The organism is Massilimicrobiota sp. An105 (assembly GCF_002161155.1).
Classification (GTDB): domain Bacteria; phylum Bacillota_I; class Bacilli_A; order Erysipelotrichales; family Coprobacillaceae; genus Allocoprobacillus; species Allocoprobacillus merdigallinarum.
This window is the reverse complement of the sequence record NZ_NFLY01000001.1, coordinates 26,523-40,387: the sequence shown is the minus strand read 5'-3', so window position 1 is coordinate 40,387 and position 13,865 is coordinate 26,523. Positions and strand designations below refer to the sequence as shown.

14 protein-coding genes are annotated in these 13,865 nt (G+C 30.9%); 9 read left to right on the top strand and 5 right to left on the bottom strand.

The genetic code is table 11. From position 1 onward, the window contains the following. Positions 1 to 1,269 (top strand): patatin-like phospholipase family protein, encoded by a 1,269-nt coding sequence (locus B5E48_RS00190; RefSeq protein WP_087303684.1) that lies wholly within the window; start codon positions 1 to 3, stop codon positions 1,267 to 1,269. Here B5E48_RS00190 and B5E48_RS00185 read toward each other — a convergent pair. The 3 genes from B5E48_RS00185 to B5E48_RS00175 are packed head-to-tail and all read right to left on the bottom strand — an operon-like array spanning position 1,264 to position 3,842. Beyond that, complete coding sequence (locus B5E48_RS00185; protein ID WP_087242724.1) at positions 1,264 to 2,055, bottom strand: type III pantothenate kinase; 792 nt, start codon at positions 2,053 to 2,055, stop codon at positions 1,264 to 1,266. The genes B5E48_RS00190 and B5E48_RS00185 overlap by 6 nt on opposite strands. Further along, positions 2,049 to 3,242 (bottom strand): bifunctional phosphopantothenoylcysteine decarboxylase/phosphopantothenate--cysteine ligase CoaBC, encoded by a 1,194-nt coding sequence (gene coaBC, locus B5E48_RS00180; RefSeq protein WP_087303683.1) that lies wholly within the window; start codon positions 3,240 to 3,242, stop codon positions 2,049 to 2,051. Before coaBC ends, B5E48_RS00185 begins: the two co-directional genes overlap by 7 nt. A 9-nt stretch (positions 3,243 to 3,251) precedes the next feature. After that, positions 3,252 to 3,842 carry an ECF transporter S component gene (locus B5E48_RS00175; RefSeq protein ID WP_087242720.1) on the bottom strand — a complete coding sequence of 197 codons (591 nt, stop codon included), beginning with the start codon at positions 3,840 to 3,842 and terminating at the stop codon, positions 3,252 to 3,254. A gap of 242 nt (positions 3,843 to 4,084) precedes the next feature. Here B5E48_RS00175 and rbr point away from each other — a divergent pair, with 242 nt between their 5' ends. The 3 genes from rbr to B5E48_RS00165 all read left to right on the top strand — a co-directional run bounded on the left by rbr (position 4,085) and on the right by B5E48_RS00165 (position 5,501). Continuing rightward, entirely contained in the window at positions 4,085 to 4,738 is a 654-nt protein-coding gene (gene rbr, locus B5E48_RS00170; RefSeq protein WP_087242718.1) for a rubrerythrin, read from the top strand. Between the two features lie 90 nt (positions 4,739 to 4,828). Beyond that, on the top strand, positions 4,829 to 4,951 hold the full coding sequence (locus B5E48_RS13935) for a hypothetical protein (protein ID WP_255376256.1): 123 nt from the start codon (positions 4,829 to 4,831) through the stop codon (positions 4,949 to 4,951). Positions 4,952 to 4,961: 10 nt separating this feature from the next. Next, entirely contained in the window at positions 4,962 to 5,501 is a 540-nt protein-coding gene (locus tag B5E48_RS00165) for a hypothetical protein (RefSeq protein ID WP_087303682.1), read from the top strand. Positions 5,502 to 5,522: 21 nt separating this feature from the next. Here the strand turns inward: B5E48_RS00165 and B5E48_RS00160 are convergent, their stop codons facing one another. Then, complete coding sequence (locus B5E48_RS00160) at positions 5,523 to 6,722, bottom strand: MFS transporter (RefSeq protein WP_087242714.1); 1,200 nt, start codon at positions 6,720 to 6,722, stop codon at positions 5,523 to 5,525. An 80-nt stretch (positions 6,723 to 6,802) separates the two neighbouring features. After that, positions 6,803 to 7,687: a MurR/RpiR family transcriptional regulator gene (locus B5E48_RS00155; RefSeq protein WP_087242712.1), complete on the bottom strand. Its 885-nt coding sequence runs from the start codon at positions 7,685 to 7,687 to the stop codon at positions 6,803 to 6,805. Between the two features lie 161 nt (positions 7,688 to 7,848). On the opposite strand from B5E48_RS00155, the gene B5E48_RS00150 reads away from it, so the two are divergent. The 5 genes from B5E48_RS00150 to B5E48_RS00130 all read left to right on the top strand — a co-directional run bounded on the left by B5E48_RS00150 (position 7,849) and on the right by B5E48_RS00130 (position 13,860). Then, entirely contained in the window at positions 7,849 to 8,535 is a 687-nt protein-coding gene (locus B5E48_RS00150) for a nitroreductase family protein (RefSeq protein ID WP_087303681.1), read from the top strand. Positions 8,536 to 8,760: 225 nt separating this feature from the next. Next, positions 8,761 to 10,173 carry a glycoside hydrolase family 1 protein gene (locus tag B5E48_RS00145; protein ID WP_087242708.1) on the top strand — a complete coding sequence of 471 codons (1,413 nt, stop codon included), beginning with the start codon at positions 8,761 to 8,763 and terminating at the stop codon, positions 10,171 to 10,173. A 201-nt stretch (positions 10,174 to 10,374) separates the two neighbouring features. Then, a complete protein-coding gene (gene htpG, locus B5E48_RS00140) occupies positions 10,375 to 12,270 on the top strand; it encodes a molecular chaperone HtpG (RefSeq protein ID WP_087303680.1) in 1,896 nt (631 codons plus the stop codon). Positions 12,271 to 12,339: 69 nt separating this feature from the next. After that, positions 12,340 to 13,269, top strand: a complete 930-nt coding sequence (locus tag B5E48_RS00135) for a hypothetical protein (RefSeq protein WP_087303679.1) — start codon at positions 12,340 to 12,342, stop codon at positions 13,267 to 13,269. Positions 13,270 to 13,323: 54 nt separating this feature from the next. Continuing rightward, the gene (locus B5E48_RS00130; protein WP_087303678.1) at positions 13,324 to 13,860 is read left to right on the top strand and encodes a nitroreductase family protein; all 537 of its coding nucleotides are present in this window, start codon (positions 13,324 to 13,326) and stop codon (positions 13,858 to 13,860) included. Positions 13,861 to 13,865 lie beyond the last annotated feature (5 nt).

The window sequence follows — 13,865 nt, the reverse complement described above, 5'->3', positions numbered from 1 at the left end:
TTGAAAAAAGCAATTGTTTTCGCTGGAGGAGGAGCCAAGGGTGCTTATGAAGCTGGGTTTATAAAAGCTATTCATGAAGCGCAAATGGATTATCAGATAGTAACGGGAACATCTATAGGAGCTTTAAATGCTTGTTTGTTAGCGCAAAAAGAAATAGATGTTCTTTTGCATTTATGGGAAAATATTGAAGAAAAAGATGTTTTTGAAGGGGGCTTACCAGATTTGAGTTTTGATTTTGATCATATGCTTGATCAATCACATCTGGTTATTTCATTTTTTAAGAATTATATGAAAGAAAAAGGTGCTGATATTACACCTTTAAAACATTTGATACGCCGGTTATTAAATGAAGATAAACTTCTTCAATCATCAATTGATTTTGGATTATGTACAGTACAATTTCCATCACTCAAACCCTTGTATATAACAAAAGAAGAAATGCCACGTCAACATATTTATGATTATTTATTAGCCAGTGCCTCTTGTTTTCCATTGTTTCCTATTCATCGCTTTCAGGATCAGGCGTATATTGATGGAGGATATTATGATAATGTTCCCATTGATTTAGCTTTAGCTATGGGAGCAGATGAAGTATTAGTCATTGATATGAGTTATCCTGTTAAGCATTCCCATTATTTGCATCGTCCTCATATTCATTATACGTATCCAACTGTTGAACTCAGTGGATTTATGGATTTTTCTAAAGAATCTATTCAACGTTCACTACGTTTAGGATATCAGCAGGGTCAAAAAGCAATGAACAAGTATGTTGGTCATAAATATACATTTTTACCATTTCAAACTGTCTTATTTGAAAAAACTTATCAAAATATTTTATTGACAGAAAGATATATACGTCAATATACAAAAAGTAGTAGTCAAGATCATCTTTATCAGCAGTTTCTAGAGGCACATTTTCAAGAGCCTTTACAAAAAGAAGATTATTTATATATTTTACTCGATTGGATCTGTGAAATTTTAGGACGTGATGAGAGTTATGTTTATCAGTTTGACATATTCGTTCATGATTTACTGCAAGATTTTCAAGAATATCTGCAAAAAGATTTTTCTGTTTTATTAAATGGTGATTTGCACATTCTTAAACATATGAATAATAAAGGAATTGTAGGCATCATTCTACATTTTCTGCTTTATCCTGAACATGATAAAATAGGAAATGAAAGATTGATGACATTATTTGATAAACAATATGTTATAGCTCAATTGATTAAAATGATATATATAGAAGAAAAACAAGGTTCATTATAAACCTTGTTTTTCATATAAATTCTTTTTTGTTTTATCATAAATGATTTTAAGACCTTTAAATGTAAGATCAGCATCATAAATATCAATGAAATCTGTTTCTTTAGCAATCATTCTTCCTAAACCACCAGTTGAAATGACTTTCATATCTTGTTGATATTCTTTTTTGATTTGTTTGATCAAATATTCCGTTTGTCCGATATATCCAAAGAAGACGCCAGCCTGCATACTTTTGATAGTATTTTTAGCAATCACTCGTTCTGGTTTTTGAATTTCAATTTCAGGAAGTTTAGCTGCCTGAGAAGACAATGCATTTGCACAAATACCTATTCCTGGAGCAGTTGCTCCACCTAAAAACTCTCCTTTTTCACTCACAACATCATAAGTTGTAGCAGTCCCAAAATCAATAACGAGGCAAGGGCCACCATAAGTATAATAAGCACCAGCAGCGTCAACCAGACGGTCGGCACCTAAAGTTGAAGGATTATCAATACGAATATCAATACCAGTTTTGACACCTGGACCAATAAAGATAGGATTTTTATGTAAATATTTTTTGATACAGTTAGTAAATGAATAGTTGATTTTTGGTACAACACTACTAATAATAATATCTTGAATATCATCAGCAGATATTGAAGAAGCGCTCAAAAAAGATAATAACATAAATCCATATTCATCAGATGTTCTTTGGAATTTTGTTGTTAAACGATAAGTTCCAATTAACTGATCTTGATGATAGATTCCCATTGTAATATTTGTATTTCCAATATCAATAACAATTAACATTTTTCTTCCTCCAGCTTTTTCATTTGATTTAAGATAATGTAAGCTAATTCCTGTTTAGACATCTTTTGATAATCTGTGACATCTTGCTGTGTTAAAATACTGACGACATTGGTATCTCCCTGAAAACCTGCGCCATCTGTTTTTAAATGATTAGCCACAATCATATCACAGTTTTTCTTTTGTAGCTTCATTTGAGCATTTTCAATAAGATGACTTGTTTCCATCGCAAAACCACAAATCACCTGAGATGCTAAACGTCTTTTCCCAATTTCTAATAATATATCTTTGTTTTTATGAAGTTCCAATGTAAGTGTATCTGTATGCTTTTTGATTTTCTCATCAGATATTTCATTGCAGGCATAGTCACCCACAGCAGCAGACATAATCATATAATCATATTCTTTAACACACTGAATGATTTGATGATACATATCGTTTGCACTGATCACATCAATAACATTGACTCCATGTGGCTTTTTGAGATGCGTAGGTCCACTGACAAGCGTGACATTGGCCCCTAATTGGAAAGCAGCTTTCGCAAGCGCATAGCCCATTTTACCACTTGAGTGATTGGTAATAAAACGAACAGGATCCAGACTTTCCTGTGTAGGTCCAGCACTGATTAATATGTTTTTACCTGAAAGTGTTTTTGGTGCTAACATATAATCAATCATTTCTAATAAAGTGTCTTCATCTGCCAGTTTTCCATTTCCTGTATCACCACAGGCTAATAATCCTGAGATAGGTTCTACAAAAACAACACCTGTTTCTTTTAATAACTGCATGTTCTTTTGTGTGATTGGATTTTCATACATATGAACATTCATTGCAGGCGCAATAAGTTTTGGACATGTGGCAGCTAAAAAAGCACTTGTTAGCATATTGTCAGCCATACCATATGCCAGTTTTGCAATCGTATGAGCACTGGCAGGGACAACCATAAATAAGTCAGCATCTTTGACAATATCTACGTGAGTAATGATAGCTGGATTTTCATCATCAAATGTATCCACATAGACTTTACGTTTTGTCAGCGACTGAATACAAACAGGAGTCACAAAACGTGTAGCACTTTCGCTCATCATGACTTCAATCTGATATCCCTGTTTCACTAAATCACTAATGAGCTGTATGCTTTTAAAAGCCGCAACACTTCCTGTAATACCAATAATTATTTTTTTTGACATTTTTTCACCTTATTTCTTAATTTGAATTAAAATACGTGAAACAATAACAGAAATAATTGTTCCAACAATAGCTTCTAATAAACCAGTTGTCGCAATGATCGTGAGAAGATAGGGCATCAATTTTGAAAATGTCATGCCTAAAGCTGAAGCATATTGATTTCCAAAGAAAAGATAAATACCACCCAATACAAGAATTGTATTTGTCATTGCACCTAAAAAAGAACCTAGACTCATTGCTAATATAGGATGTTTTTTCCATTTTTCATAAATCATTCCAGCAACATATCCAATACAGACCCTAGGAATGATCGCAATCACTAAACTCCAAAATGAGCCACTTATAAATGGTGAGAAAACAAAAGATGTAATGGTTGGCTGAATTGTATTTATAAATAGACTTGATAAGCCAAAAACCAGACCAACTTGAGCACCTTTATTTTTCCCTAAGACAATCCCTGCAATAATAACAGGAATATGCAAAGTTGTGGCACGTAATGGACCAATAGGAATAAAACCTAGAAAAGGAACCATAACCATTAAAATTTCAATGGCAATAAAAAGCGACATGAATGCAAGATTCTTAGTTTTTTGTTTATTCATTTGTACCTCCACTGTCATTTCTATCATAGAATACGACGTTTTCATAAGTTTAAAAAAGAAAAGTTAGTGCTTGATAAAAGTCACTACTGACGATATTCTTTTTTCATTTCACATTATACATGGTTATCTTCTTAAAAGCAATGTATAATATTATTAATAATAATTACTATTATTAAAAAAGTCCTTGCTTTATTATTTTTAAGGTGTATAATGAAGTTAGATGAATAAGGAGGAAAAAGAAAATGTCAAAATGGATTTGTAAAATTTGTGGATATGTTCATGAAGGAGAAACAGCTCCAGAACAATGTCCAATCTGTAAAGCTCCAGCAAGTCAATTTGAAAAAGTTGAAGAAGAAAAGAAATCTAAATATGCTGGAACAAAAACTGAAAAGAATTTAATGGAAGCTTTTGCAGGTGAATCTCAAGCAAGAAATAAATATACTTATTTTGCTGAAATGGCAAGAAAAGAAGGTTTAGAACAAATTGCTGCTATTTTTGAAGAAACAGCTAACCAGGAAAAACAACATGCAAAAATGTGGTTTGCGGAATTCCATGGTATTGGTTCAACTGATCAAAACTTAGAAGATGCTGCTGCTGGAGAAAATGAAGAATGGACTGATATGTACAAACGTATGGCTCAAGAAGCAAGAGAAGAAGGTTTTGAAGAATTAGCTATTAAGTTTGAAAATGTCGGTAAAGTTGAAAGATCACATGAAGCACGCTATTTAAGATTATTAAAAAATTATAAAGAAGGAAAAACATTCAAAGGGGATGCCCCAAAAGGATGGAAATGTAGACAATGTGGTTTCATTTATGAAGGAGAAGAAGCTCCTGAAAGATGTCCAACATGTGGTTATCCAAAAGCATATTTCGAAAGAATGACTGAAAATTATTAATCTAATCTGGTAAGTGATGAGAATTTCTCATCACTTTTTGTTTCTATTGCGACTTCATACTATGTCATATATAATAGGATACGTAAAGCAATGGTTTTTAAAGAAGGTGAAAGTGATATGTTAAAAAATCAATTTGTTAACAATTATTTTGATGATGGTTTGCTTTTCAAAGAAGATTTTTTGATAAGGGAAGACAAATATCAGTCTTTTTAGAGGTGGTTCTATGAATTCATATATGCATACATATACAGGTAAAAAAATTAATCCTCTTGCATTTACAAAAGATGATATAGATATCAAAGACATTGCGCATGCATTAAGCTTATTATGTCGTGGTGGCGGTCATTTAAAAATGTTTTATTCTGTAGCACAACATAGTCTTAACTGTGCTCAAGAAGCATTTCTTCGATATCAGGATTCTCGTCTATCACTGGCCTGTTTATTACATGATGCCAGTGAAGCTTATATATCAGATATTATCAGACCACTTAAACAGCATTTAAAGCTTTATGAGGATATTGAAAGTCAATGGATGAAAGTTATTTTTGAAAAGTATAAACTTTCAGAATTAAAAGACGAAGACTTATTGAAAATCAAAAGAATAGATGATGATATGTTAGCTTTTGAATTATATACATTGATGGAGCAGCAACCAAAGCCATCTTGTTTATTAAAAAGTCAACCATGTTTTGCAGAAAGACATCACCATGATGTTGAAAAAGAATTCTTAGAATTATTTGAAAGATTATCAAATATAAAATAAACAGCTAATGAAATCAAATCATTAGCTGTTTTTTGTAGACTTGATTAAAGGACGATGTCCTAAACCAACTTTATTTTTCAATGTCATAAACATAATGAAGCATCCAATCAAAGTCAATCCACATACAAAGATAAGCATACTATTTAAACCTAAACTATCTTGTAATATACCACCAAAGATATTTCCTATGGATGATCCTAATCCTGTTGACATCATCGCAATCATTGTTTGTCCCATCATTTGATCACTTTCATCAAGATGATCATTGACATAATAAGTGATGGTTGCAGTAAAGAGTCCAAAAGATAATCCCTGGAACATCATACCTATCAATAAGACAATCAAATGAGGTGCTAAACAGATTGTCAGATTACGCAAAACATAGAAGAAAGCACTCGCTAAAAGTAATGTTTCAGAACGGTATTTTTTTAATAAACGATAAGTGATGGACATAATTGGCATTTCACTGGCAGCCATACAAAAGACAGCAATTCCATATAATGAAGTGTTTCCACCAAGATTTTTAACAATATTAATTAAATAAGTTGATAAGGCTGTTGAAGCAGCATACATAAATGTAAAAGCTACGAGAATGAAGAAAAATATACGATATTTTTTAATAACAGAGAATATATTTTCCTGGTTTTTTGTCGTTGTTTCTTCTTGAATTTGATAGGGTGGCATTGTATAAAGAAGAATTAATAAAGCGATACTGGCAATTGCATAGACAAATGCAATGACTGTTGGATTAAAAAAATCAATCAGCTGACCAACAATAATAGCTCCCGCAGCATAAGAGATAGAGCCTAGTCCTCTAGCTAAACCAAAATTGATATATTGACCATCTTTTAAGTAATTCATACATATTGTAGAAAATAGAGGAACCATTGCAGCAATCAGACTTAATAGGAAAACATATAAAATCATAATGAGAAAAATAGGTGAAGTGATGATTGTTAAGACAGTAAAGATGACAATCATGATCAGGTATAGGGTGAAAATCAGTTTGTTAATAGATAAACCTTTGATGCGTGATAAAAGGGATGAGATAAATGGAGATAAAAAGATGGACAAAATAGCTCCACCACCTGTCACTATCCCAATATCCGTATTGGATAAACCACGGTATTGTAAAAATATAGCCACATAACCATAAATAGCTAAATAGGATAACCAGAAAAGAATTTGTAATCCATTATATTTCATTTGTAAAGATTTCATTGATTCACCCTCCATAACTTTTGTTTTTTTCAATCATAACAAAAAAAGTATTGAAACACGCTTTTTTTCATATTATGAAATTACTTTATTTCATCACTCACTGGACTGGATAAGGGATGACGAAAATCATTCTTTTTATCATAACTAATTTTATTTTGAATATTCTGTTCATAGTCTTTTTGAAAAATACAAGAGAAAATGACATTAAAGAGATATTCAATAGAAATCTGTGAAGCAAAAGGAGCTATTTTCGTAAAAATCTTTTCTCTAGAACCAATATTTAAAATATAATCTGCATAATGAGATAAACGGTTATCACCAACCGATGTTAAAACAATGATGGGCGTATTGTTTTCTTTTAAGGTTTGAGCAATCTGAATATTTTCATTGGTTTCTCCTGAATAAGAAATAATCATCGCAATACGTGAGGAATTGGAATTATAGGACATAAAGACCTGTTCACCATGTAAAATTCTTAAATTGACATCTCTGGAAATACGCATCATCTTATGTTGAAAACTCATAGCTGCTAATAAGGAATTACCAGAGCCATAAATATCAATATGCTGATGGGGATATAATAAATCAACAATCTTATTTAATTCAGTAAAATCAATAAGTTTAATTGTATCTGCAATGACTTCCTGATAAAGAGAAGATAACTTATGACAAATCATAGGATAACTGTCATCTTTAGAAAAAGGAAAATTGACATCAATACGATCCGTATGATGTAAATCATATTGTAATTCGGCAGAATATTTGATTTTAAAATCATTATAACCTTCTAAACCTATTTTTTTACAGAGTCTGACAATGGTCGCAGGAGAAGTATATGTTTCTTTTGCCAGTTCTTTGACTGACATGCTTAAAACTTCTTCACCATGATTTAAAATGTATTTTGCAATTTGTTTTTCTGATTGAGAGAATTCCAGTTCAAATTCTAATTGTGTCATTATACTCATTTTTATCACCAATCCTAGTATACCATGAAACTTTGTTTCATAGAAGTGATGATTTTCACTCTTATTATGAAAAATGATGTTTGTTATATTTTTGAAGTATTTTACGATGCTTTGTGTTAGAATAGAATCAGTATTGATGAATGGATGAAAGGAGATTCATAATGGATATCAAAGAAGCAGTAGAAAAACGACATAGTGTTCGTCAATATTTAGATAAACCCATTGATGATGAAAAAATACAAATATTAGAAAAACAAATTGAACGTTGTAATCAGGAGGGTCATTTGAACATTCAGTTGATTCTCAATGAACCGCGTGCTTTTCAAAGTCAGCTGGCTCATTATGGTAAGTTTAAGGGTGTTCAACATTATATTGCTTTAATTGGTAAGAAGAATAGTCCTGATTTACAGGAAAAATGTGGCTATTATGGAGAGCATCTTGTTTTATTAGCACAACAGTTAGGTTTAAATACATGTTGGGTGGCTTTAACTTATAAAAAAATTCCAGAAGTGCTTCATCTTGATTCTGATGAGAAAATAGTGGCTGTGATTTCAATTGGTTATGGTGAAAATCAAGGAGTGGCTAGACGAAGCAAAGATATGAAAGATGTTATAGAAACAGAGGAAAATCTTCCACAATGGTTTTATGAAGGCGTTCGTTATGCATTATTGGCACCAACTGCTATGAATCAACAGAAATTTAAGTTTGCTTTTGAAAATGGAAAAGTGAAAGTGAAAAGAGGAATAGGTTTTTATACAAAATTAGATTTAGGTATTGTGAAATATCATTTTGAAATAGGTGCAGGAAAAAATCATTTTCAATGGGACAATGAAGATGATAAAAGATAGGTGATTAAAATGGCAGATAAATACGATTTCTAACGAAATTTTAAGTCGTATAGGATATCGTCTGCCTAAAATATATAAATACGAATAATTATGAAACAAAGTTTCATATGACAATGCATTTTTTATATAATTATGAAACTAATTTATAAAGTTATGAAAAGATATTTACTCATATGTCAATATCTTTTAAAATGAGAATATAAGAGAAAAAGGAGGACTTTATAAGTGGAAAAGAAAATGCCAAAAGATTTTTATTGGGGTGGTTCTGTATCATCATTCCAAACTGAAGGAGCAAGAAATGAAGGAGGGAAAGGGGTTTGTATTTATGATGTCAGACCAATGAATCCTGAATTTTCAGATTGGAATGTTGCGATTGATGAATATCATCGTTATGATGAAGATATTGCATTAATGAAAGAAATGGGATTTAATTTCTATCGTTTTTCTATTTGCTGGTCAAGAATTATTCCTAATGGAACTTTAGATGAACCTGTTAATGAAGAAGGTGTGAAGTTCTATAGTGATTTAATTGATAAGTTATTGGCAGCAGGTATTGAACCAATGATTACATTAGTTCATTTTGATATGCCTTACCATCTTGTTAAAAATTATAATGGTTTTGCATCTCGTTATGTTGTAGATTGCTTTGAAAGATATGCAAGAGTATGTATTGAAAGATTTGGAGATCGTGTGAAACATTGGATGAGTTTCAATGAACAAAATTTACATGGTCAAATGTTAAGAGTTTCTAATGCTGAAGAAATTCCTGAAGGTGTAAGTGAACCAAAACATTTATATCAAGTTAACCATAATGTCTTTATTGCACATTGTAAAGCTGTTAAAGCATTAAGAGAATTACAACCAGATGCTAAATTCTGTGGTATGGCTGCTGTTACAAATATTTATCCATACACAAATACACCTAAAAACAACTTATTTGCATGGCAAGCTTATCAATATATGAATGGTTTCCATGTTGATGTTTTTGCAAAAGGAAAATATCCAGATTATATGGTAGCTTATCTTGAAAATAGAGGATGGATGCCTCATTTTGAAGAAGGCGATGAAGAATTATTAAAATACACTGTTGATTATATTGCATTCAGTTATTATCGTTCTAATACAGTGACTGAAGGTGAATTTGACTTAGAAAGACCATATCATGAAGTTGTTGGTGAACATATGATCAAAAATCCTCATTGTGAAGCTAATGAATGGGGATGGGAAATTGACCCAATTGGATTTAGATGGACATTAAATGATTTACATACACGTTCTGATTTACCAGTATTCGTTCTTGAAAATGGTATTGGATGGCGTGAAGATATGACTCAAGAAGAAGTAGATGCAATGCTTGCAGCAGGTAAAACAATCGAAGATGATTATCGTATCAACTATCATAGAGATCATATTAAAGAAATGGAAAATGCAATGTTTGAAGATGGTGTTCCTTGTTTAGGATATATTACTTGGGGACCAATTGATATTTTAGCAAGTATGTGTAATATGGATAAACGTTATGGATTTGTTTATGTTAACAGAACAAACAAAGATATCAGAGATTTAAAACGTATTCCTAAAAAATCATTCTATTGGGTTGCTAAAGCATTTAAATCTAATGGTGAAGATTTAGATTAATAAAATCAAAGAATGGCAAGTTGACTTGACCATTCTTTTTTTGATAAAAATTATATTAAAAAAGAATATTCAATGTAGTTATTTTTATGAGACGGATAAAAAAAGAAAAATTAGCACATCTGGGTTGACAGTGCTAAAAGATAGGTGTAAGATACTATTAGCACAAAAATAGATAGAGTGCTAATAAAAGGAGATGTAAATATGGCAGAAAAGAAACAGTTTAAAGCTGAATCACAAAGATTATTAGATTTAATGATTAACTCTATTTATACACATAAAGAGATTTTTTTAAGAGAATTGATTTCAAATGCCAGTGATGCTTCAGATAAATTATATTACAAAGCATTGACTGAAAATTTAAATGGTATTTCAAGAGAAGATTTATCTATTCAAATTGTGATCAATAAAGATCATCGTATGTTATCTATTATTGATCAAGGTATTGGTATGAATGCTGATGAATTAGAAGAACATTTAGGAACGATTGCCAATAGTGGTTCTTTTGAATTTAAACAGGCATTAGAAAAAGGACAAGATGATGTTGATATTATTGGACAATTTGGTGTTGGATTCTATTCAGCATTTATGGTTGCTCATAAGGTGGAAGTGATTTCTAAAAAGTATGGAGAAGAACAGGCTTTTATCTGGGAATCTGATACAAGTGATGGATATACAATCAACGAAATTGATTATCCAAATCATGGAACAAGAATCAATCTCTATTTAAAAGATAACACTGATGATGAAAATTATGACCAATATTTAGATGAATATGAAATTCAAAGATTAGTTAAGAAATATTCTGATTATGTTCATTATCCAATTAAGATGGATATGACAACTTCTAAGAAAAAAGAAGATAGTGATGAATATGAACAAGTCATTGAAAATAAGACATTAAATTCAATGGTTCCTTTATGGAAAAGACCTAAAAAGGAAATCACAGAAGAAGATTATAATGAATTCTATAAAGATAAATTTAATGATTTTAGCGATCCATTATGTGTTATGCATAATAGTGTAGAAGGAACAATTTCTTATGATTCATTATTATTTATTCCTTCTAAGCCACCAATGAATTACTATTCACAAGATTATGAAAAAGGTTTACAACTTTATTCTCGTGGTGTCTTTATTATGGATAAAGCCAGTGAACTTGTTCCTGAACATTTTAGATTTGTCAAAGGTTTAGTGGATTCACAGGATTTATCATTAAATATTTCTCGTGAAATGTTACAACATGATCGTCAATTGAAAATCATTGCTGATAAAATTGAAAAACGCATTCAAAGTGAACTTGAAAAAATGTTAAAGAATGATCGTGAAAAATATGAAGAATTCTTTAAAAACTTTGGATTACAGTTAAAATTTGGTATTTATAACAGCTATGGTATGTTAAAAGATAAATTACAAGATTTATTGTTATATTATAGTGCAAATGAAAAGAAAATGATGACTTTCAATGAATATGTTGAAAACATGAAAGATGGTCAAAAAGAAATCTATTTTGCTAGTGGTGAAAACTATGAAAAGATTGATCATTTACCAACAGTAGAAATGGTTAAAGATAAAGGATTTGATATTCTTTATATGATTGATAATGTAGATGAATTCTGTATTCAGATGTTAAGAGATTATAAAGAAAAACCATTTAAAAATATCAATCAAGGTGATTTAGATATTGATAGTGAAGAAGAAAAGAAAGAGTTAGAAAAAGTCAATGAAGATAATAAAGACTTAATCTCAACTCTTAAAGATGCATTGAAAGATAAAGTTCAAGATGTCAAAGTGTCTTCACGTTTAAAAACACATCCTGTTTGTTTGGTAAGTAGCGAAGGTGTTTCTTTTGAAATGGAAAAAGTTCTCAATCAAATGCCTGATGGACAAAATATCAAAGCAGGAAGAATTTTAGAAATTAATCCAAATCATGCAATCTTTACAGCTTTACAATCTTTATTTGAAAAAGATAAAGATAAAATTAATGATTATGCATCATTGTTATATGATCAGGCTTTATTAATTGAAGGATTTAGTATTGATGATCCTGTTGAATTTTCTAATAAGGTTTGTCAATTAATGGTAGATGCAAATAAATAAGTCATTGGAAGAAACGGTTTTGATAAATCGTTTCTTTTTTTATGTTATAATAGATTTGGGTGAGGAATCATGATAAAAAAGGGTATTTCTATAATGATTATAAGTTGTTTATTAATATTGATAACAGGTTGTCAATCTCAAGACGAATCTCAACAGGCGAATCTAACAGAATATCGTTTTGCAGGTTATTATGATTGGTTTTTAGGAAAAGAGGAATATGAAGATTTTATGACATATGTCTCTAATGATCAATCTTTAAAGATTGATTCTCAATATGGTGAAAAGATTTATCGAGATGGTGAATACCTGATTATAGAAGCAACTGATGAACAAAAACAAGCCCTGATCAATCAAAATAAGCAGCTTATTGAACAGGCTACACAAGAATTTATGAAAATGGGAGAAGATTATCAGATGGATTATAGTGATGATTATTCGTCTATGACAATTTGGATTGATCAGGAACATTTTATGGATATTTTTTCGAGTGAAGTATTTCAAGTAGGTGGGAATATGCTTGGCATTATGAGTCTTGTTACAGCGAGTCGTGTATTGACAACGGGAGATTGTGATAGTTCTGTTGAAATTCATATTATTAATTTAGATAGTGACTATCAGGTTGCAGAAGCTATTTTTCCATATGAATCTATTCAAATCACTTCTCAAGATTGGCTGACAAGTCAACAAAATGATGTGACTGACTCTTCAAAATTGGAAGGTTATTCAAGAGTTTTAGCAACAGTCATTGAAAAAAATGACAATCAGATATTTTTCAAGCCTGAATCAACATCATCTGATTATCAAAAAGATGAAAAGCTATGCTTGTGTTTAGATAGTGTTTATGGAGAAGATGTTTTTATGCCTTATCAGTTATCTAAAGGTGATCAAGTCTATTTAACATTGAATGGAAATTATGCTCTTCATGATGATGGTGATGAAATTCCTGATATTGCTCCAATGGCAATCATTCCTATACAATATATAGATGATGCTGTGTAACTTTATTTGCAAATCGGATTCATCAAGATTATAATAAGGATAGGTGATGAAAACATGAAATTAGATGAAGTTTTGAATAAAAGAAAAAGTATAAGAAGACAATATCTGTCAAAAGAAGTTGATGATGAGGTGATTCGTCAGGTTATTGAAGCGGCGATTTTAGCGCCTTCATGGAAGAACTCACAGGTGACACGTTATTATATTGCTAAATCAAAAGAAGCTTTACAGCAGGTTAAAGGTTCATTGCCAGAATTCAATCAGGAAAATGTTGGTCAAGCTCCTGTTTTAATTGTTTCCACGATTGTTTTGAATCGTTCTGGTTATAATAAAGATGGCACACCAACGAATGAACTTGGCAATGGATGGGGATATTATGATTGTGGTATGCATAATATGAATCTTTTGTTGAAGGCAACAGAATTAGGATTATCTACGTTGGTTATGGGTATTCGTGATGAACAGAAAATAAAGGAAATATTTACGATTCCTGATAGTCAAGCCGTTGTTAGTGTTATCGCTTTAGGTTATAGTGATATGGAAATTGAAAGACCACAACGTAAAACATTTGAAGATATAACAGTAATGAAATGAGGAAA

What these genes read in the sequence shown, in the direction of transcription:
- B5E48_RS00185 (WP_087242724.1), bottom strand. Translation starts at nt 2,055, where the DNA reads ATGTTAATTGTTATTGATATTGGAAATACAAATATTACAATGGGAATC.
- coaBC (WP_087303683.1), bottom strand. Translation starts at nt 3,242, where the DNA reads ATGTCAAAAAAAATAATTATTGGTATTACAGGAAGTGTTGCGGCTTTT.
- B5E48_RS00175 (WP_087242720.1), bottom strand. Translation starts at nt 3,842, where the DNA reads ATGAATAAACAAAAAACTAAGAATCTTGCATTCATGTCGCTTTTTATT.
- rbr (WP_087242718.1), top strand. Translation starts at nt 4,085, where the DNA reads ATGTCAAAATGGATTTGTAAAATTTGTGGATATGTTCATGAAGGAGAA.
- B5E48_RS13935 (WP_255376256.1), top strand. Translation starts at nt 4,829, where the DNA reads ATGGTTTTTAAAGAAGGTGAAAGTGATATGTTAAAAAATCAATTTGTT.
- B5E48_RS00165 (WP_087303682.1), top strand. Translation starts at nt 4,962, where the DNA reads ATGAATTCATATATGCATACATATACAGGTAAAAAAATTAATCCTCTT.
- B5E48_RS00160 (WP_087242714.1), bottom strand. Translation starts at nt 6,722, where the DNA reads ATGAAATCTTTACAAATGAAATATAATGGATTACAAATTCTTTTCTGG.
- B5E48_RS00155 (WP_087242712.1), bottom strand. Translation starts at nt 7,687, where the DNA reads ATGAGTATAATGACACAATTAGAATTTGAACTGGAATTCTCTCAATCA.
- B5E48_RS00150 (WP_087303681.1), top strand. Translation starts at nt 7,849, where the DNA reads ATGGATATCAAAGAAGCAGTAGAAAAACGACATAGTGTTCGTCAATAT.
- htpG (WP_087303680.1), top strand. Translation starts at nt 10,375, where the DNA reads ATGGCAGAAAAGAAACAGTTTAAAGCTGAATCACAAAGATTATTAGAT.
- B5E48_RS00135 (WP_087303679.1), top strand. Translation starts at nt 12,340, where the DNA reads ATGATAAAAAAGGGTATTTCTATAATGATTATAAGTTGTTTATTAATA.
- B5E48_RS00130 (WP_087303678.1), top strand. Translation starts at nt 13,324, where the DNA reads ATGAAATTAGATGAAGTTTTGAATAAAAGAAAAAGTATAAGAAGACAA.